8 protein-coding genes and 1 pseudogene are annotated in these 21,208 nt (G+C 72.0%); 4 read left to right on the forward strand and 5 right to left on the reverse strand.

The features are described 5' to 3' along the window. Nucleotides 1-69: 69 nt before the first annotated feature. The 3 genes from RIU97_RS10075 to argB form a co-directional block, all read right to left on the reverse strand. Nucleotides 70-2,319, reverse strand: a complete 2,250-nt coding sequence (locus RIU97_RS10075; RefSeq protein WP_404955359.1) for an MMPL family transporter — start codon at nucleotides 2,317-2,319, stop codon at nucleotides 70-72. 72 nt (nucleotides 2,320-2,391) lie between these two features. After that, nucleotides 2,392-2,520 carry a hypothetical protein gene (locus tag RIU97_RS10080; RefSeq protein WP_404955361.1) on the reverse strand — a complete coding sequence of 43 codons (129 nt, stop codon included), beginning with the start codon at nucleotides 2,518-2,520 and terminating at the stop codon, nucleotides 2,392-2,394. Nucleotides 2,521-2,819: 299 nt separating this feature from the next. Then, entirely contained in the window at nucleotides 2,820-3,725 is a 906-nt protein-coding gene (argB, locus tag RIU97_RS10085; RefSeq protein WP_404955363.1) for an acetylglutamate kinase, read from the reverse strand. Between the two features lie 421 nt (nucleotides 3,726-4,146). Here argB and RIU97_RS10090 point away from each other — a divergent pair, with 421 nt between their 5' ends. Then, nucleotides 4,147-4,383, forward strand: a complete 237-nt coding sequence (locus tag RIU97_RS10090; RefSeq protein ID WP_404955365.1) for an MbtH family protein — start codon at nucleotides 4,147-4,149, stop codon at nucleotides 4,381-4,383. Between the two features lie 108 nt (nucleotides 4,384-4,491). Here the strand turns inward: RIU97_RS10090 and RIU97_RS10095 are convergent, their stop codons facing one another. Next, nucleotides 4,492-5,850: a lysine N(6)-hydroxylase/L-ornithine N(5)-oxygenase family protein gene (locus RIU97_RS10095; protein ID WP_404955367.1), complete on the reverse strand. Its 1,359-nt coding sequence runs from the start codon at nucleotides 5,848-5,850 to the stop codon at nucleotides 4,492-4,494. A 235-nt stretch (nucleotides 5,851-6,085) separates the two neighbouring features. On the opposite strand from RIU97_RS10095, the gene RIU97_RS10100 reads away from it, so the two are divergent. Beyond that, nucleotides 6,086-6,733 carry an FMN-binding negative transcriptional regulator gene (locus RIU97_RS10100; protein ID WP_404955369.1) on the forward strand — a complete coding sequence of 216 codons (648 nt, stop codon included), beginning with the start codon at nucleotides 6,086-6,088 and terminating at the stop codon, nucleotides 6,731-6,733. A gap of 76 nt (nucleotides 6,734-6,809) precedes the next feature. Here the strand turns inward: RIU97_RS10100 and RIU97_RS10105 are convergent, their stop codons facing one another. Then, nucleotides 6,810-7,553, reverse strand: a complete 744-nt coding sequence (locus RIU97_RS10105) for an LmbU family transcriptional regulator (RefSeq protein ID WP_404955372.1) — start codon at nucleotides 7,551-7,553, stop codon at nucleotides 6,810-6,812. Nucleotides 7,554-8,017: 464 nt separating this feature from the next. On the opposite strand from RIU97_RS10105, the gene RIU97_RS10110 reads away from it, so the two are divergent. Further along, nucleotides 8,018-9,208 (forward strand): cytochrome P450, encoded by a 1,191-nt coding sequence (locus RIU97_RS10110; protein ID WP_404955374.1) that lies wholly within the window; start codon nucleotides 8,018-8,020, stop codon nucleotides 9,206-9,208. A gap of 110 nt (nucleotides 9,209-9,318) precedes the next feature. Continuing rightward, nucleotides 9,319-21,201: pseudogene (locus RIU97_RS10115) on the forward strand (SDR family NAD(P)-dependent oxidoreductase); the annotation flags it as partial. Nucleotides 21,202-21,208: the final 7 nt, after the last annotated feature.

Genomic DNA, 21,208 nt, shown 5'->3' on the forward strand with positions numbered 1-21,208 from the left:
CAGCGCGAACGCCCGTACGCCGACGGCTCTGGGGGCCGTCGGCGTACGGGCGTTCCGTACGGCGGAGGATCAGCCGGGGATGTGGACTTCCTGCTCCCGGCGCTGCTGGGCCGGGATCGGGGCGCCGAGCACGTGGTTCAGCTTCTCGCCCTCGACGTCCATGTTCGGCAGCAGCCGGTCGAGCCAGCGGGGCAGCCACCAGGCCGAGCGGCCGAGCAGGGCGAACAGGGCGGGCACGAGCGCCATGCGGACGACGAAGGCGTCGAAGAGGACGGCGATGGCGAGGCTGAACCCGACCATCTTGACGAAGACGTTGTCCTCCATGATGAAGCCGGAGAAGACGCTGACCATGATGATCGCGGCGGCGCCGACCACCCGTCCGCCGTAGCGGAATCCGGTGACCACGGCTTCGGAGGGCTGCGCCCCGTGGACGTAGGCCTCCCGCATGCGGGTCACGAGGAAGACCTCGTAGTCCATCGCGAGACCGAACACCACACCGATCATGAAGATCGGCAGCGTGCTCATGATCGGGCCGGGCTGCTCGACTCCGAAGAAGTCGCCCAGCCAGCCCCACTGGAAGACGGCCACGACCGCGCCGAGGGCCGCGCTCACGGAGAGCAGGAAGCCGAGCGCCGCCTTGAGCGGGACGAGCAGCGACCGGAAGACGAGCACCAGCAGCAGGAAGGCGAGGCCGACGACCAGGCCCAGGTAGGGCAGCATCGCGTCGTCGAGGGTCTGGGAGAAGTCGATGAACAGGGCGGTCTGACCGGTCACCAGGATCTCGGCGCCGCCGTTGGCCGCCCCGAGGGTGCCGGCGATGCCCCGGATGTGCCCGACCAGGTCCTCGGTCTCCGTCTCGGTGGGACCGGTCTTCGGGATGACGGTGAGGACCGCGGTGTCGCCCGTGTCGTTGGGCGTCGCGGGGGTCACCGTGGCGATGCCCTCGACCTTGCCGAGCTCCTTGCCCACGCCGGCGGCGGCGGTCGCCGCGTCCTTGGCCTGGACGGTGACCATCAGCGGCCCGTTGAAGCCGGCCCCGAAGGACTCGGACAGCATGTCGTACGCCTTGCGCTGGGTGGTGTCCGGCGCCATCGTGCCCTCGCCGGGCAGGCCGAGCTGCAGGCTGGCGGCGGGCACCGCGATGACACCGAGGCCCACGACACCGAAGAGAAGGACGACCAGGGGACGGCGTACGACGAACCGCGCCCAGCGGGTGCCCAGGTTCGGCTTCTGGCGGGCGGCCCGCTTGTCGGCCTTGCGCTGCTGGCGCTCGGAGAGCGGCTTGCCGTAGTACTTCCTGCGCTCCCTGCGGGGCATGACCTTGATCGGCGCGAATCCGAGGAGCGCCGGGACGAAGGTGGTCGCGATCAGTACGGCGACGGCGACCGTGCCCGCCGCGGCGAGGCCCATCTTGGTGAGCATCGGGATGTTCACCACGCTGAGGCCGGCGAGGGCCACGATGACGGTGAGACCGGCGAAGACGACGGCGGAGCCGGCCGTGCCGACGGCCCGTCCCGCGGCGTCCTGGCGCTCCCGGCCCTCGGCCATCTCGGAGCGGTAGCGGGAGACGATGAACAGGGCGTAGTCGATGCCGACCGCAAGGCCGATCATCAGCGCCAGGGTGGACGTGGTGCTGGAGAGACCGAAGGTGGTGCCGAGGGCGGTGATGGCCGCGCCGCCGATGGCGACGCCGAAGATGGCCGTGAGCAGGGGCATGCCCGCTGCGATCATCGAGCCGAAGGTGAGGACCAGGACGATGGCCGAGACCAGGATGCCGATGCCTTCCGCACCGCCGCCCGGAGCCCCGTCCACCTTCACGGCGTCGCCGCCCGCCTCGACGGTCAGGCCGGTGGCCCGGGAGTCCTCGAGCGCCTTGTCGAGGCCGTCGTGCGCCTCGTCGGTCACCTTGAGGGCCGAGACCTTGTACGTGGCCACGGCGTAGGCCGTGGTGCCGTCCTGGCTGACGGCGTTGGTCTTGAAGGGGTCGGAGGCCACGACGACGTCCGGCGCCTTGGCGAGCGCGCCGACCAGGCCCTCGACCTTGGCCTTCTGAGCCGGATCGGTGAGCTTCTCGCCGGCGGGGGCACGGACCACCACACGGGCGGTCGCACCGTCCACGCTCATGGCCGGGAACTTCTCCTTCAGCAGGTCGAAGGCCTTCTGGGACTCCGTACCCGGCATCGAGAAGGTGTCGGTGGGCGGCGGCGGAGCGACGGAGGCCGCGAAACCGGCCCCGACGACGACGGCGAGCCACAGCAGTGTCACCAGGCCTCGTCGCCTGAAGGCGAATCGGCCCACTTTGTAAAGGAAGGTGGCCATAGCGAAGAGAACTCCTGTTTGGATCGGTACCGCGAGCGGCGGCGGGTGTTTCCGGTGGGGACGGACGGCCGGTCAGTACGGCCGGCCGCAGGCCTGGTCGACCCGGAGCGGGCCGGTCGAGGCGAAGAAGGCAAGGAAGGCGAAGGAGGCGAAGGAGGCGAAGGGGGCGCCGCTGGCACGCTTCCTACGACGTCGGGTCAATGACGCCATCGTGGCACAGATATGGCACCACTGTCGCGCCACATCTGAGCCAGAGCGGCAGTCTGGCCGAAAGGCGCCGCTCGTCCGGCCGGAATACGGGTCCTCCGTCGCGAGCGGAAGCACCGCGCCGACCTGGGCCACGACGGCCCGGAACGGCCTCGGAACCGGGTGCGGACACGGCCACACGGGCCATCGCCTTCCGGCCGGTGTCCATCAGACCCTCCCGCCGGTCTCGGCGGCCCCGGCCCGGCCACCGTGGTGCCACCGTGACGCCACCCCGGCTCGCCGGCCGGGTGCGCTCATGCCGGCACCGCGTCTTCCAGGTCCGGCACGATCACCGTGCCGACCCCTTCGTCCGCGAACATCTCCAGCAGGATCGCGTGCGGGACCCGCCCGTCGATCACCCGCGCCATGTCGACGCCGCCCCGCACCGCGTGCAGGCAGCCGGTCATCTTGGGGACCATGCCGTCGGCGAGCTCCGGCAGCAGCTTCTCCAGCTCGCGGGCGGTGAGCCTGCCGATGACCTCGTCGCCGAGCGGCCAGCCCGCGTACAGGCCCTCGACGTCGGTGAGCATGATCAGCTCCTGGGCGCGCAGCGCGGTGGCGAGCGCCGCGGCCGCGGTGTCGGCGTTGACGTTGTAGACGTGACCGTCCTCGGCGCTGCGAGCGACCGGGGAGATCACCGGAATCCGGCCGTCCGCCAGCAGCGCCTCGATGGCTCCGGTGTCCACCCGGGATATGTCGCCGACCCTGCCGATGTCCACCGGTTCGCCGTCGATCCACGGCACGTGCCGGGTCGCGGTGAGGGTGTCCGCGTCCTCGCCGGTGATGCCGACGGCGAGCGGACCGTACGCGTTGATCAGCCCGACCAGTTCACGCTGCACCTGTCCCGCGAGCACCATCCGGACCACGTTCATGGCGGGGGTCGAGGTGACCCTGAGGCCTGCCTTGAACTCGCTGGCCAGTCCCCGTCGTTCGAGCTCGGCGCCGATCTGGGGACCGCCTCCGTGGACGATCACGGGCTTCAGTCCGGCGTAGCGCAGGAAGACCACGTCGCGGGCGAACGCGGCGGTCAGCGCCTCGTCGACCATGGCGTGTCCGCCCAGCTTGATGACGACGGTCCGGTCCTGGCGACGGGTCAGCCAGGGCAGCGCCTCGCCGACGGACCGCGCCTTGGCCAGGGCCGGATGCTGACGGATCGTCATGAGAACCTCGCGCGCAGGGTGAAGAGAACGCCGGCCGCGCTGGTGACGTTCATCGGCACAACTCCTTCTGTGGAGGACTCAGGGCTCCCGGAAAACGTGAATTCCCGCGGGCGGGCACAGGCCGCGGTCACCGGTCCAGCATCGCGCGGGGGAAGGGCCCGCCGGAAGCCCATTCCCGGGAACTCAGGGCAGAACAGCGAAGATTCGGGGCAGTGTGTTACCGCTGTCCCGTCAACAGGACGGCGGGGAAAGAACATCGACGGCCGGTGGAGCACTTCATGGGCCCACCGGTCTCCACGGGGCGCCCGAAAGATGCCATGATCGGGCATGGCGGTCTCGCCAACTCCATCCCCACTAACGGATGACGGTCCGTTTCCCGGCCGGGAAGCGGACCGTGAACGGCTTGAATTGGAGTGCATTCATGAGCAGCAACCCGTTCGACGACGCTGACGGCCGGTTCTACGTCCTGGCGAACGACGAGGAACAGCACTCGCTGTGGCCTTCGTTCGCCGAGATTCCGGCCGGCTGGCGCATCGTATTCGGCGAGGACAGCCGCCAGCAGTGCCTGGAGCACGTCGAGGCGAACTGGACCGACCTCCGTCCGAAGAGCCTGCGTGACGCGATGGCCGCCGACTCGGTTTCCGCCGGCGCCGCGTGAGGTGAATGCGGCATTCCACGGAATGGCCGAAGACGGACGAAGGGTGGGCCCCGGTGCTGAAGGAACAGCACCGGGGCCCACCCTTCGGCGTGGGGGAAGAACGCGGTGTCAGGCCCGGCCGGCCACGCCCGCGACCTCGACGGTGCGCGCCCCGCCCTGCTCCTGTTCGGCGCGCCGCAGCACGATGGAGTCGGCGATCTCGCCGCTGCGCACGGCGATGTTCGACAGCAGCGACGAGGACAGCCCGTGGGTGTGCTCGGTGCCGCCCTGGAGGTAGATCCCGCAGGACGGTCCGGTCGCGGTGACGAGCCGGTAGTCGCGCTCCACCCGGTGCCGGCCGTTCACGTCCCGCAGGAAGTGGCGGTCGAAGTCGCCGAGCAGGCGGGCCGGGTCCATGCCCTCGTAACCGGTGGCGAAGACGAGCGCGTCGACGTGCAGCTCCTGCGGCTCGCTGTCGAGCAGCGAGTTCAGGGTGAGCCGCGTGTCACCGCCGTTCCGGGTGACCTCGGCGACCCGGGTGAGGTTCAGGAAGTACAGCCGCTTGCTGCCGCGCACCTCCTCCTCGTACGAGCGCTGGTGCAGGTCACGGATCACCTCGTCGTCGACGACCGAGTAGTTCGTGTTCCGGTGGTAGTGCCAGAAGGCCTCCCGCGCCTGGTCGGTACCGAAGTAGTACTCGTCGACCGCGGCCGGGTCGAACACCTGGTTGGCGAAGGGCGTGTCGTCCGCGACGGAGTACCCGTAGGACGGGATGACCGCCGAAACGCGCGCGTGCGGAAGCTTGTCGTACAGGAACCTGGTGATCTCGGCCGCGCTCTGGCCGGCGCCGACCACCGCGACGCTCTTCAGCTCGTTGGGGTCGAGGCCGTGGAACTTCTCCAGGAACTCGGAGCTGTGCCACACCCGCTCGTCGCGCGCGACCCCCGCCGGCATGCGCGGCACCAGGCCCGTCGAGATGGTCACGTTGCGCGCGCGGACCTGGCGGACGCCGCCCGCCGCGTCGCGGACCTCGAGGCGGAGGTGCTCGGGGGTTTTTGAACCGGTGTCCTGCGCGGGCCGGATCGCGGTGACCTCCGATCCGTAGGAGACGCGGTCGGCGAGGCCCGACGCCGCCCATTCCAGGTACTGGTGGAATTCCTGCCGGGTCGGGAAGAAGTCCTGGTTGTTCACGAACTGGACCAGTCGGCCCGCGGCGTGCAGATACGAGACGAAGCTGAACCGGGACACCGGATTGCGGAAGGTGGCCAGGTCCTTCAGGAACGAGATCTGCATGGTCGTCGACGGCAGCAGCATGTTGCGGTGCCAGCCGAAGGCGGGCTGCCGCTCGAAGAATGCGGCCTTGACCGGATGCTCCGGAACATTGGCCCGGTGCTCTTCCAGAGCGATCGCGAGCGACAGGTTGGACGGGCCGAAGCCGATGCCGACCACGTCGTATATCTCGTGGTTATGCGTACCCGTTGTACCCATAGACAATTCTCCCGCTAGCGTCTTGGAATCTCGACCGGTGATCCGGGAGACCTCTATTCAGTATTGCGCCGGAGAACCTCCCGGCGCCAACCTGAACACGTCAAGAAGACGATCCTGGCGACCCCGATGCGGACCGAATAGCGAAGGCCTCTGTCCGGCCGACAGGACAGCGGTACGGTCGGTCCGGATTTCCATGTCCTCGCGCATGTGCGCCGACCGAAAGGGTGAATTCCGGATGTTCGTCCCCAGTAACTATCGCGAACCGGACGGTTCGTGGATGACCGATCTGATACGAGACAATCCGCTGGCCATGGCGGTGACCAACGGGACCGCCGAAGACGGACCCTTCGCCACGCACCTGCCGGTCATCGCGGACCCGCAGGCGAACGACGAATGGTCGGAAGACCTGTCCGGCGGCATTCTGCTCGGGCACATGAACAGGGCCAATCCGCACTGGGCTGCACTGGAAACGGGAAGCCTCGTCCTGCTGACCTTCACCGGACCGCATTCCTATGTCTCGCCGACGGTGTACGAGAAGTCCCCGGCCGCCCCCACGTGGAATTTCACCTCGGTGCACGTGCGGGGCGTGGTGGAGAAGATCGAATCGATTGAGGCGACGATGGGGGTCGTGCAGTCGACCGTGCGCGCCTTCGAGGAGTCGAAGTTCGGCACCGGCTGGGACATGTCCGATTCCCTCGGCTACTTCCGGCAGATCGTGCCCGTCGTGGGCGCGTTCCGGGTCACGGTCACGGGGGCCGAGGGCATGTTCAAGCTCAGCCAGGAGCAGCCCTCCGAGGTCCGCGGCCGCGTGCTGGACTCGTTCACCCACAGCCCGTGCACCCGGCAGCGGGACACGGCCGACCTGATGCGCCAGCTGCCCTGATCCGCGAGGGCGGCGCCAGCCTTCAGGGCCCACACTCCCGAGAGTGCGGGCCCTGTGACCCGTACCGCCGAAGCGGTCAGGCGGTGATGGCCAGCCGCGGCCCGGAGCCGGCCGCCTGCGCCGGTCCGTCGGGCCCATGGTCGTCCTCCAGCCTTTCGAGCTCCTCCAGGGCCTCCTTCGCCGCGCTGTCCAGGGTCACCAGCACCCAGCGCTCGAAGTCGACGCCCGCCTGCTCCGCGGCCTTGTGCCACCACTGGAGCCGGCTGCCGGGCACCTCCAGCCGCCGCGTCGGCTCGGCGGGCAGCCTGACCTGCGCCTCGTCCTCGCGGGCGGCGCGGATCGCGCTGCGCAGCTGCTTGGTGGTCCACCTCCGCTGCTCGGCCCGGTCGAGCCAGGCCTCCTGCTCGTCGTGCGGAAGGGAGGCCAGCTCGGCGTGGTGCTGGAAGCTCAGGGCGCCCCGCCGCCGGCCGAAGTCGAACCGCCGGGAGACCCAGGCGTAGTTGCGCAGGGTCTGGTACTGCAGCCCGGCGGCGCGAATGCCGCGCTGATAGCGATCGGTGTAGTGGTCCTTGCCGTACACGAGCCAGTCGCCGAGCCACCATGAAGAGGAGTCGACGATTCCGGACAGCTGGCGTCCGGCCTTCTCCCAGTCGTCGAAGGACATCCCCGCCGGCATCTGCAGGCCCACCTTCGTGGTCAGCACCTGGCCACGACGCGGATCCTCACCCATGGCGCGCCGCTGCCTCGGCGCCGGGTCGGGGCTCGTACGGATCTGCCCGGTTCTCGATCCCTCGATGTCGCCGGCCTGAATCGCCATCATGCCTCCATGTGAAGGGTCCACAGATCAGGTGGGGAGGCTCCCAGCCCGTGCTAAAGGCAGGCCAAAGCGGCCGGACGCCGGCTCGTCCCGCGGGCGTGGGCCCTGCGGGCCGTCCCGTCGACGGGACAGCGTCACGGAGCTCATCGAACAATTGAACAGCCGCCGGCCGTTGTCCGCGCCTTTCTGTTCTCCGCTTCCCGGGCGGAGGGTATGTTCATTCTCGGCCAGAGTTTCTTCGCTGCGGCACACGAGAATTCCCGGCGCCGCCGTCCCGGCTTGTTCACGAGGCATAAGAGGTAAAAGCGCGGCGGTCCTTGTCCTATATTCATGTGCCCGCACCGGACCTCCCCAATTCAGCTCGTCCAGTCAATTCAGCAGGAGCAGGAGGATCGGAAATGACGCAGCGCGGAGCCGGGCACCGGCTTCTGATCACCTGACCGCCGAACACAACGGGGAGGAATCACATGAAGCACCGCAGCGCCGGCCCGCTGGGCCCGCTTCCGGAGTTCCTTGGGCAGTACGTGGCCGGGGAGGGGCACGTCCCGGACGGCATCGACGTCGTCCCGTTCTTCACACCCGCCGGGGACAAGATGTGGCTGGTGTGCGACTACGCGCTGGCCCGCAAGGTCCTGACGGACAAGCGGTTCAGCCGCGCCGAGGCCGTCACGCCGCACGCCCCGAAGCTCAACGACGCCCAGCCCGTGCCCCGTTCCATGATGAGCATGGACGGAGCCGATCACTCCAGGCTGCGGCGCGTCGTGACCAGGGCGTTCACCACCGGCCGGACCAACGCGATGGCCCCGGCCGTGGAGGAGCTCGCCGACCGCTACCTCGACGCCATGGCCGCGTCGGGGCCGGGCACCGACCTGATCGAGGCGCTCGCGGCGCCGCTGCCGCTCGCCGTCCTGTGCTCTCTGCTGGGCGTTCCGCCCGAGGACGGCACGCGCTTCCGGGACTGGGTCGAGGTGCTGTTCGACATCTCCGCCAGCACCCCACAGGAGAAGGCCCGCCGCAGGCTCGAACTCATCGACTACATGGCCGACCTGATCGACCGCAAGCGCCGCCGGCCCGAGGACGACCTGCTCACCTCCATGATCGGGGCGCACGAGCAGGGCGACCTGTCCATGGGCGAGCTGCTCACCATGGGACTCACCCTCCTGATGGCCGGCTACGAGACCGTCGTCGGGCAGATCGGCACGTCGGCGCACGCCCTGCTCCGCGACCCCGCCGCGTACGAGGAGCTGCGCGAGCAGCCCGACCGGCTGGCCCCCACGGTCGAGGAGCTCCTCCGCCTGACCCCCTCCACCCCGATCAGCTTCCCGCGCGTCGCGGTGGAGCCGGTGCCGCTCGGCAGCGTCACGGTCCAGGCCGGGGAAGGCGTCATCGTCTCCCTGCTGCACGGAAACCGTGACGGCAAGACGTTCGCGGACCCCGAACTGCTCGACCCGCAGGGGCACGACGCCGCCCATCTGACGTTCGGTCACGGAGTGCACCGCTGTCTCGGCGCGCCGCTGGCCAGGCTCCAGCTGCAGATCGTCCTGGAGCGCCTGCTGCGTCGGTTCCCGACCCTCCGCCTGGCTCCCGGCCCCGACGCCGTGGTCTGGAAGGACGGCCTCGGCACGCGCGGGCTGTCCCGGCTGCTGGTGGAGTGGTAGCCGCTCCGCGCAGGCCGGTCGTACAGGCGGGTCGCCTCCCGGGTGTTCCGGGCGTCCGCCGTTCAAGTGCTGCTCCCTGGAACACCTTTGGACTTGGAGTGAGGATCCGCATGTCTGTCGAGACCACCCGCCGCGATGCCGAGCTTGTCGGGGACGCCGGGAATGCCGGGGAGCCCGTTGCCGTCATCGGGCTGTCCTGCCGCTACCCGGGCGCGCACTCCGACGGGGCAGCCGGCTCCGAGGGCTTCGAGGGCTTCGACTCGGGCCTCTTCGGCCTCGCGCCGGACGCGGCCGCGTCGATGGACGCGGGGCAGCGGCTCCTGCTGGAACTGGGCTGGGAGGCGCTGGAGGAGGCCGGTATCGTGCCGGCCGCCCTGCGCGGCGCCCGCACGGGTGTCTTCCTCGGCGCGCCCGGCCACGACCGGGCCGCGGGCGCCGACGCGGCTCCCGCCCTGAACACGGCTCCCGCCCTCAACACGGATGCCGGCGCGAACACCGCGCTGGACGCGGACCGCGCCGAGGGCGTCCGCGCCGTACTCGGTCTGAGCGGACCGGGCCGGACCGTGACCGGCGGCGCCCCGTCCGCCCTGACCGCGGTGCACCTGGCGTGCGCGAGCCTGCGGTCCGGCGAGAGCGGGATCGCGCTCGCGGGCGGTCTCGACGCCGGATCCGCGGGCGGGGCCGTTCTCGTACTCAAGACCCTGGCGCGGGCCCTGGCCGACGGCGACCGCGTACGCGGCGTCCTGCTCCGCACCGGGCCTGCCGCCGAGCAGGCCGAGGGCGGGCCCGCCGGTGCCGCCGGTGCCGCCGGGCTGGTCGAGGCCCTGCGCTCCCCCGCCTCCCCCGGGCAGCCGGTGGTCGTCTCCTCCGTCGACGCCGGCGGCACGGCCTGGTCGGTGGAGGTCGCCGAGGCGCCCCGTACCGAGCTGGAACGTTCCGCCGGCCCGGCCGCCTTCCGGGGCGGCACACTGCCCTGGCTGATCTCCGGAGCGAGCGCGGCCGCCGAGCGTGCGCAGGCCGGGCGGCTCCTGGCCCGGCTCACGGCGAGCGCCGCGGACGCCGAGGGCACCACGGACACCGCGCGCGCCGCACGCCCCGGCATCGCCGACATCGGCCACTCCCTCGCCGTGTCGCGCACCGCGTTCGCGCACCGCTCGGTCCTGCTGGCCGGCACCGAGGCCGGGTTCACCGGGGAACTGGCCGCGCTCGCCGAGGGCCGCCGCGGCTCCGGGCGCGTGAGCGGCACGGCCACGGCACGCGACCGGGCCGTCTTCGTCTTCCCCGGCCACGGCGCGCAGTGGCCGGGCATGACCGCCGACCTGCTCGACACCTCGGACGTCTACCTCGCCAGCGTCCGGGCCACCGCCGAGGCGCTCGCCCCGTACGTCGACTGGTCCCTGGAGGACGTCCTGCGCGAGGCGCCCGGCGCGCCCGCGCTGGACCGCATCGACGTCATCCAGCCCGCCCTGTTCGCGACCGCGCTCGGCCTCGCCGCCCTCTGGCGCTCCTTCGGCATCGAGCCCGCCGCGGTCGTCGGACACAGCATCGGCGAGCTCGCCGCGGCCGTGGTCGCGGGCGGGCTGAGCCTGGAGGACGGCGCCCGCGCGAGCGCGCTGTGGGGCAAGGCGCAGGCCCGGCTGGCGGGCCGGGGTTCCATGCTCTCGGTGCTGCTGCCCCTCGACGAGGTGCGGGCGCGCCTGCTGCCGTGGGGCGGGAAGCTGGCCGTCGCGGGCATCAACGGGCCGCGGTCGATCGCCGTCGCCGGCGACATCGACGCGATCGAGCGCCTCCAGGAGGAGTTCACCGCCGAAGGAATACGGGCCCGCCGGGTCGCCATCGACTACGCGCCGCACTGCGCGCACATGGACGAGATCCACGAGGAGCTGCTCACCGTCCTGGCCCCGCTGCGGCCACGGAAGGGGAACATCCCCTTCTACTCCGCTCTGACCGGCGCCCTGCTGGACACCCGCTCGCTGGACGCCTCGTACTGGTTCCGCAGCCTGCGCGAGCCCGTGCTGTTCGAGAGCTCGATCCGGTGCCTCACCGACCACGACCTCTTCGTCGAGATCAGCCCCCACCCGGTGATGACCCTGCCCGTCGAGCAGATCCTGGAGACCACCGACTCCACGGCTCTCGCGGTCGGTTCGCTGCGCCGCGGCGCGGACGGGCCGCACCGCTTCCTTTCCTCCGTGGCGGAGGCGTACGCGCACGGCGCCCCGGTGGACTGGAGTCCCGTCTTCCCCGCGGACGCCCCGGTCGTCGCCCTGCCCACGTACGCCTTCCAGCGCAGCGCCCCCGGTGCGGCCGCCGACCCCTTCGGGAGCGGCGGGGACCCGGAGCGCACGGCCAGGTTCCTCATGGACCTGGTGCGCTCCGAGGCGGCCCTCGTCCTCGGCCGCGGAAAGGGCGGGGACATCGACCCCAACCGCTCCTTCCAGGAGCTCGGATTCGACTCGGCGACCGCCGTGGAACTGCGCAACCGGCTCTCCGCCGCCACCGGGCTGAAGCTGCCGACCACCCTCCTCTTCGACCGGCCCACCCCCGAGAAGCTGGTCGCCCGGCTCGCCGAGCTCTCGGGCGTCGTCTCCGCTCACGAGCCCGTCTCCCGCGCGGTCGCCCGCCGGGTCCCCGGCTCCGACGAGCCCATCGCGATCGTCTCCATGGCCTGCCGCTTCCCGGGCGGCGTGGCCTCCCCGGAGGACCTGTGGCGACTGCTCGTGGAGGAGCGGGACGCCGTCACCGAGTTCCCCGGCAACCGCGGCTGGGCGCTGGAGACCCTCTTCGACGGCGACCCCGACCGCGCGGGCCGCTCGTACACCCGGCAGGGCGGGTTCCTGCACGACGTGGACCAGTTCGACGCCGAGTTCTTCGGGATCAGCCCGCGCGAGGCCACCGCCATGGACCCGCAGCAGCGCATGGTGCTGGAGACCGTGTGGGAGGCCGTGGAGCGGGCCGGGATCGATCCCGCCGCCCTGCGCGGCAGCGGCACCGGCGTGTACGTCGGCGCCATGGCGCAGGACTACGGCCCGCGCCTGCACGAGGCGGGCGAGGGCGTCGGCGGGTACCTGCTGACCGGCACCTACACGAGCGTGGTCTCCGGCCGCGCCTCCTACACCCTGGGCCTGGAGGGCCCCGCCGTCACGGTCGACACCGCGTGCTCGGCCTCGCTGGTGGCCCTGCACATGGCGGCGCAGGCGCTGCGGGCCGGCGAGTGCGAACTGGCCCTCGCCGGCGGTGTGACGGTGATGGCGACCCCCGGCATGTTCGTGGAGTTCAGCCGCCAGCGCGGCCTGTCGGTCGACGGGCGCTGCAAGTCCTTCGCGGAGGCGGCGGACGGCACCGGCTGGGGCGAGGGCGTCGGCATGCTGCTCCTGGAGCGGCTCTCCGACGCCCGCCGCAACGGCCACGAGGTCCTCGCGGTCATCCGGGGATCGGCAGTCAACCAGGACGGCGCCAGCAACGGGCTCAGCGCCCCCAACGGCCCTTCGCAGGAGCGGGTGATCCGCGAGGCCCTCGCCGCCTCCGGACTGTCGGCGACGGATGTCGACGCCGTCGAGGCGCACGGTACGGGCACCCGGCTCGGCGACCCCATCGAGGCACAGGCCCTGCTCGCCACCTACGGTCAGGGCCGCGCGGCCGACCGCCCGCTGTTCCTGGGCTCCCTCAAGTCGAACATCGGGCACACCCAGGCCGCCGCCGGCGCGGGCGGCGTCATCAAGATGGTCATGGCGATCCGCAACGGCCTGCTGCCCCGCACCCTGCACGTGGACACCCCGACCTCGCACGTGGACTGGGCCGGCGGCGCGGTCTCGCTGCTCACCGAGGCCACCCCGTGGCCGGAGACCGACCGGCCCCGCCGGGCGGGCGTCTCCTCCTTCGGCGTCAGCGGCACCAACGCCCACCTCGTCCTGGAGCAGGCCGCCGAGCCCGCGCCCGCCGAACCCGCAGCCACAGCCACACCCGCGCCCGCGCCCGCCGAGCCGGCGCCTTCCGGGGCCGAGGCTCCCGCGGCCGTCCCCTTCCTCCTCTCCGCCAAGAGCGACCATGCGTTGCGCGCGCAGGCCGGCAAGCTGCTCGACCAGCTCCGGGACCAGCCGGACGGCCGCCTCGCGGACATCGGCTACTCCCTCGCCGTCGGCCGGGCCCACTTCGACCGGCGGGCCACCGTGGTCGCCGAGGACCGCGCGGGCCTGGAGCAGGGCCTGCGGGCGCTGGTCGACGGCGCCACGGACCGCGGCCTGGTCACCGGGCAGAGCCGGCCCGCGGCCCGTCCCGTGTTCGTGTTCCCCGGTCAGGGCGCGCAGTGGGTGGGCATGGCGGCCGGCCTGCTGAAGTCCTCCCCGGTGTTCGCCCGCCGGATGGCCGAGTGCGCGGCGGCCCTGGAGCCGCTGGTGGACTGGTCGCTCCTCGACGTCGTACGCGGTGCCGAGGGGGCTCCGGGCTTCGAGCGGGTGGACGTCGTACAGCCCGTGCTGTGGTCGGTGATGGTGTCCCTGGCCGAGGTCTGGCGCTCGCTGGGCGTCGAACCGGCCGCGGTCGTCGGCCACTCGCAGGGCGAGATCGCCGCGGCCTGCGTGGCGGGCGTGCTCAGCGTCGAGGACGCGGCCCGGGTCGTGGCGCTGCGCAGCCGCGCGCTGACCGTGCTGTCGGGCCGGGGCGGCATGATGTCCGTGGCCCAGCCCGTCGCGTGGGTACGGGAGCGGATCGGCGCCTGGGAGGGCCGGATCTCGGTCGCCGCGGTCAACGGACCCTCCCAGACCGTGGTGTCCGGCGACCCGGAGGCCCTCGCCGAGTTCCTCGCCCAGGCCAAGGAGCAGGGGGCGCGGGCCCGCCTCGTGGACGTGGACTACGCCTCCCACTCGGCCCATGTGGAGGAGCTCGAGGTCGAGTTGGCGCGGATCCTCGACGGCATCGAGGCGCGCCCGGGCCAGGTCCCGGTGTACTCCTCGCTGACCGGCGCGCTGCTGACCGACACCGGCCTGATGGGCGCCGGGTACTGGTACCAGAACCTGCGCGAGACGGTGCAGTTCGAGCAGGCGGTCGGCGAGCTGCTTGCCGCCGGCCACCACACCTTCATCGAGGTCAGCCCGCACCCGGTGCTCACCATCGGCGTGCAGGCGGCCCTCGACGAGGCCGGCGCCCGGGGCGCCGCCCTGGGCACCCTGCGCCGCGACGAGAACGAGGCCGGACGCCTGCTGCTCTCGCTCGGCGAGGCCCACTGCCACGGCGTGCGCGTCGACTGGTCGGCCGTGTTCGACGGTACGGGTGCCCGGCGGGTCCAGGTGCCGACGTACGCCTTCCAGCGGAGCCGGTTCTGGCTCGACACCCCGGTCACGGCGGAGGACCCGTCGGGCCTCGGCCTCGCCTCCGCGGAGCACCCGCTGCTCGGCGCGATGACCAGCCTCGCCGACCGCGAGGGCGTGCTGTTCACGGGCCGCGTCTCACGGCGCACCCACCCGTGGGTCGTCGACCACGCGGTCGTCGGTACGGTCCTGCTGCCCGGCACCGCCCTGGTCGACATGGCCGTCTCTGCCGGCGACCGCTTCGGCTGCGACCAGCTCCGGGAACTCGTCCTGGAGGCACCGCTGATCGTCCCCGAGGAAGGCGGCATCCACCTCCAGGTCGCCCTCGGCCCCGCCGAGGAGTCCGGAACCCGCTCCGTCACCGTCCACTCGCGCCCCGAGGGCGCGGCGGAGGAGGAATGGACCCGGCACGCCTCCGGCCTGCTGGCCACCGGCGAACACCCGGTCCCCGCCGCCACGCGGACCTGGCCGCCGGAGGGTGCGCGGTCCGTCACCCGTGAGGACACCTACGACCGGCTCGCCGACCGCGGTTACGAGTACGGGCCGGTCTTCCAGGGCCTCGGCCGGGTCTGGCGGTCGGGCGAGGAACGGTTCGCGGAGGTCTCCCTCCCCGAGGAGCAGCACGCCGACGCCACGGCCTTCGCCCTCCACCCGGCACTCCTCGACGCGGCCCTGCACGCCATGCTGCTCGGTGACGGAACCGAGCTGACCATCCCGTTCTCGTTCAACGGGGTCACCCTGCACGCCACGGGCGCGACCGCGCTGCGGGTGCACGTGATTCCCTCCGGCCCCGACAGCGCCTCGCTGACGGCCACCGACCCCGACGGACAGCCCGTCGTCACCGTCGACTCCATCACCCTGCGCCCGGCCGGCGACCTCCGCGCGGCCACGAACGCGGGCAAGCACTCCGGCCTGCACCGGCTGGGCTGGAAGCCCCTGCCGCAGACGGCCGTGGAGCCCGCGGCCGGGCCGTGGGCGGTACTGGGTTCGGACCCGTACGGTCTGGCCTCGGCCGTGTCCGGGGACACGTACGCCGACGCCGCCGAACTGCAAACCGCGCTCGGTGACGGCGCACAACTACCGTCCTTCATAGGCCTGTCAGAGGGGACCACCGAGGTACACACGGCGGTTCAGGACACTCTGGCGACCCTGCAGGAACTACTCGCCGACTCCGCCCTCGACTCCACCCGAATCGTCGTACTCACCCAGGGCGCCACCGCCCTCACCACCAACGAGGACATCCACAACCTCCCCGCCGCAGCCCTCACCGGCCTCATCCGCACCGCCCAGAACGAATACCCAGGCCGCCTCACCCACCTCGACATCGACACCCCCCACGACCTCGCCGCCGCCGCACACACCGCAGCCACCACCCCCGACACCCAACTCACCCTCCGCAACGGCCAACTCCACACCCCCCGCCTCGAAAACACCCCCACCAACCCCACCCCGACCAAACCCCTCGACCCCGAAGGCACCATCCTCATCACCGGCGGCACCGGCGGACTCGGCCACATCCTCGCCCGCCACCTCGTCACCCACCACGGCGCCAAACACCTCCACCTCACCAGCCGCACCGGCCCCAACGCCCCCGGCGCAACCCAACTCCACAACGAACTCACCACAGCCGGCGCCCACATCACCATCACCGCCTGCGACACCACAGACCGGGACGCACTCACCCAACTCCTCGAAACCATCCCCACCCAACACCCCCTCACCGCCGTCATCCACGCCGCCGGCACCCTCAACGACGCCACCCTCGACAACCTCACCCCCCACCACGTCACCCAAGTCCTCCACCCCAAAACCGACGCAGCCCACCACCTCCACCAACTCACCTCCCACCTCCCCCTCACCCACTTCATCCTCTTCTCCTCCATCGCCGGACTCATCGGAAACCCCGGCCAAGCCAACTACGCCGCCGCCAACACCTACCTCGACGCCCTCGCCCACCACCGCCACCACCACAACCTCCCCGCCACCAGCCTCGCCTGGGGACTCTGGGACACGGCCAGTGCGATGACCAGCGGGCTCAGCGAGCTCGACGTCAAGCGGTGGGCACGCAAGGGCGTGCTGCCGATCTCCGCCGAGCGCGGCATGGAGATCTTCGACGCGGCCCTCGTCTCGCCGGAGCCGTTGCTCGCCGCGGCCGACCTGGACCTGGCGACCCTGCGCTCCCCGGAGCGGTCCGCGCCCGCCCTGCTGCGCACCCTGGTCCGTACCCCGCGCCGCCGCGCCGTGGCCGCCGCCGCGTCCGTCGCGGGCGGTTCCTCCTGGGCCGAGCGCACGGCCGCGCTCCCCGCCGCCGACCGCCGGCGTACCGTCGGTGAGCTCGTACGGACCACCGTCGCCGCCGTACTGGGTCTCGCGGGCCCGGACTCCGTCGACGAAGCCACGGCGTTCAAGACCCTCGGCATGGACTCGCTGACCGGCCTGGAGCTGCGCCGCCGGGTCGTGGCGGTCACCGGCGTCACGCTGCCGGCGACGGCCGTCTTCGACCACCCCACCCCGGCGGCGCTCGCCGAGTTCCTGACGGGCGAGCTGTCCAAGCTGGCCGGCGAGACCGAGGTGGTCCGTCCCGGCCGGCCGATCGCGGTGCGCAGCGCCTCCGATCACGAGGACCCGATCGTGATCGTCGGCATGGCCTGCCGCTACCCGGGCGGGACCCGCTCCCCCGAGGACCTGTGGCGGCTCGTCGCCGACGGCACCGACGCCATCGGCCCCTTCCCCACGAACCGCGGCTGGGCCCTGGACCGGCTCTTCGACGGCGACCCGGACCGCGCGGGCCACTCGTACGCCCGCAACGGCGGGTTCCTCTACGACGCCGACCGGTTCGACGCCGAGTTCTTCGGGATCAGCCCGCGCGAGGCCGCGGCCATGGACCCGCAGCAGCGACTGCTGCTGGAGGCCAGCTGGGAGGCGGTGGAGAACGCGGGCATCGCCCCGGCCACCCTGCGCGGCACCCGTACCGGTGTCTTCAGCGGCGCCATGTACAGCGAGTACGCCTCCCACCTGCGCAACGCGCCGGAGGCCGTGGAGGCCTACCGTACGACCGGCAACACGCTCAGCGTGGCCTCCGGCCGGGTCTCGTACACGCTGGGTCTCCAGGGCCCGGCCCTCACCGTCGACACGGCCTGTTCCTCCTCCCTCGTCGCCCTCCACCTGGCTTCGCAGGCCCTGCGCCAGGGCGAGTGCACGCTCGCCCTCGCGGGCGGCGTGACCGTGATGGCGGTGCCCGATCTGTTCGTGGAGTTCAGCCGTCAGCGGGGGCTGGCTACGGACGGCCGCTGCAAGTCCTTCGCGGACGCGGCGGACGGCACCGCCTGGAGCGAGGGCGTCGGCGTCCTGCTCCTGGAGCGGCTCTCCGACGCCCGCCGCAACGGCCACGAGATCCTCGCCGTCATCCGCGGATCCGCCGTCAACCAGGACGGCGCCAGCAACGGACTCACCGCCCCCAACGGCCCCTCCCAGGAGCGCGTGATCCGCGAGGCCCTGGCGGCCTCCGGCCTGTCGGCTGCGGACGTCGACGCCGTCGAGGCGCACGGCACCGGCACCACCCTCGGCGACCCCATCGAGGCCCAAGCCATCCTCGCCACCTACGGCCAGGACCGCGACGCCAACCGCCCCCTCCACCTCGGCTCGCTCAAGTCGAACATCGGCCACTCCCAGGCCGCCGCCGGCGTCGGCGGCGTCATCAAGATGGTCATGGCCATGCACCACGGCACGCTCCCGCGCACCCTGCACGTCGACCGGCCGACCTCGCACGTGGACTGGTCGAGCGGTGCGGTGTCCCTCCTCACCGAGGCGACCCCGTGGCCCGAGACCAACCGGCCCCGCCGTTCCGCCGTCTCCTCCTTCGGAATCAGCGGCACCAACGCCCACGTCGTCCTCGAACAGGCCCCCGCCGCCGGGCCGAAGCCCGTCACCGAGGCCCCGGCTTCCCTGCCGATGGCGCCGTGGCTGCTGTCGGGCCACACCGAGGCCGCTCTGCGGGCCCAGGCGGACCGGCTGCTGTCCTTCGTCTCCGCACGCGCGGAGCAGCCGGATCCAGCTGATCGGCCGCAGGTCTCACTGCCCGACATCGGCCGGTCGCTGGCCGATGTGCCGGCGCTGCTGGCGCACTCCGCGGCCGTCGTCGCGGAGGACCGGGACGGCATTCTGCGGGCGCTCGCCGCGCTGGCCGCCGGTGAGGAAGCGCCGGAGCTGATCGCGGGTCCGCCGGCGGGTCATGGCGGCGGCAAGACAGCGTTCCTCTTCACGGGTCAGGGCAGTCAGCGTCCCGGCATGGGCCGCGAGCTGTACGAGACCCACCCCGTCTACGCCCGCGCCCTCGACGAGGTCTGCGCCCACCTCGACGAGCACCTCCAGCAGAACGTCACCCTCAAGTCCCTGCTCTTCTCCGACGAGGACCCCACCACCTCACCGCTCCACCAGACCATGTGGACGCAGGCAGCGCTCTTCGCCACGGAAGTCGCCCTCTACCGCACCCTCGAACACCACGGCCTCACCCCCGACTACCTCATCGGCCACTCCCTGGGCGAACTCACCGCCGCGCACATCTCCGGCGTCCTCTCCCTGAGCGACGCGGCCCTCCTCGTCGCCGTGCGTGGCCGTCTGATGCAGTCCGCCCCCACCGGCGGCGCCATGATCGCCATCGAAGCCACCGAAACCGAAATCCTCAACACCCTCCCCACCCACCACGGCCACCTCGACATCGCCGCCATAAACGGCCCCCACTCCACCGTCATCACCGGCGACCACAACGCAGCCCACCAACTCGCCACCACCTGGCGCAACAACGGCAGACGCACCTCACAACTCAACGTCAGCCACGCCTTCCACTCACCCCACATGGACGGCATCCTCGACCAGTTCCGCACCACCGCCGCCACCCTCACCTACCACACCCCCACCATCCCCCTCATCTCCAACCTCACCGGACAACCCGCCACCACCGAACAACTCACCAACCCCGACTACTGGGTCCAACACCTCCGCCACACCGTCCGCTTCCACGACGGCATCCAGTACCTCCACCACCACAACGTCACCACCTACCTGGAGCTCGGCCCCGACCCCGTCCTCACCGCCATGACCCGAGGCTGCCTGGGCGAGGAGGTCGCCCGGGGCGCGGTGTCGACCGTCGGCGTCCTGCGCAAGGGCCGCCCCGAGGCGCAGACCCTCGCGGTCGCCCTCGGCCACGCCGCCGTGCGGGGTGCGGCGCTGGACGTCGAGAGCCTCTTCCCCGGCGCGCGGCGGGTACTGCTTCCGACGTACGCCTTCCAGGGGACCCGGTTCTGGCTGAACAGCCCTGCCACGCCCGAGGACGTGGCGAGTCTGGGTCTGACGCCGGCGGAGCACCCGCTGCTGGGTGCGGTGACCAGCCTCGCCGGCGGCGAGGGACTGGTGTTCACGGGCCGCGTCACGCGGAGCACCCACCCTTGGACCGCCGACCACGCGGTCTCCGGGACGGTTCTGCTGCCCGGCACCGCCCTGGTCGAGATGGCCGTGGCGGCGGGCGAGCGCTTCGGCTACGACCGGCTCCGGGAGCTCGTCCTGGAGGCGCCGCTGGTCCTCCCCGAGGACGGGCGCGTCCACCTCCAGGTGGCGCTCGGCGCCGAGGAGTCCGGTACGCGCTCCGTGTCCGTCCACTCCCGCGCCGAGGGCCGGACGGACGAGGAATGGACGCGGCACGCCTCCGGTGTGCTCGCCGAGGCGGGCCCGGGACCGGTTCCCGCGGCCGGCTCGGCCGTCTGGCCGCCGGAGGGAGCCACCGAGATACCCGTCGGCGACCTCTACCCCCGCCTCGCCGAGCGCGGATACGCCTACGGCCCCACCTTCCAGGGCCTGCGGAGCGCGTGGAGACGGGGCACGGATCTGTACGCGGAGATCGCACTCCCCGAGAGCATCGACGGGGACGGCTTCGCCCTCCACCCCGCCGCTCTGGACGCCGCCCTGCACGCGCTGCTGATCGAGGATTCCGACGAACTGACCATCCCGTTCTCGTTCAACGGGGTCACTCTGCACGCCGCCGGTGCGACCGCGCTGCGGGTGCACCTGGTTCCGAGCGGTACGAGCGCCGCCTCGCTCACGGCCACGGACGCCGACGGCCGGCCCGTCATCACCGTCGACGAGATCGCCCTGCGCCCGGCCGGAGACCTGCGGGGCAGCAGCGGTCGCCTGGACGGGCTCTACCACCTGGTGTGGAAGCCCGTCCCTCAGGCCACCGAGCCGGCCGCCGGGCCGTGGGCGGTACTGGGTTCGGACCCGTACGGTCTGGCCTCGGCCGTGTCCGGGGACACGTACGCCGACGCCGCCGAACTGCGGACCGCTCTCGCCTCAGGCGGGCCGGTCCCCGGTGTCATCGCGCTCACCGAGCCGAGCTCGGAGGTGCACGCGGCGGTTCAGGACACTCTGGCGACCCTGCAGGAACTACTCGCCGACTCCGCCCTCGACTCCACCCGAATCGTCGTACTCACCCAGGGCGCCACCGCCCTCACCACCAACGAGGACATCCACAACCTCCCCGCCGCAGCCCTCACCGGCCTCATCCGCACCGCCCAGAACGAATACCCAGGCCGCCTCACCCACCTCGACATCGACACCCCCCACGACCTCGCCGCCGCCGCACACACCGCAGCCACCACCCCCGACACCCAACTCACCCTCCGCAACGGCCAACTCCACACCCCCC

Source organism: Streptomyces sp. 147326, assembly GCF_045000215.1.
In the GTDB taxonomy this organism is placed as follows: domain Bacteria; phylum Actinomycetota; class Actinomycetes; order Streptomycetales; family Streptomycetaceae; genus Streptomyces.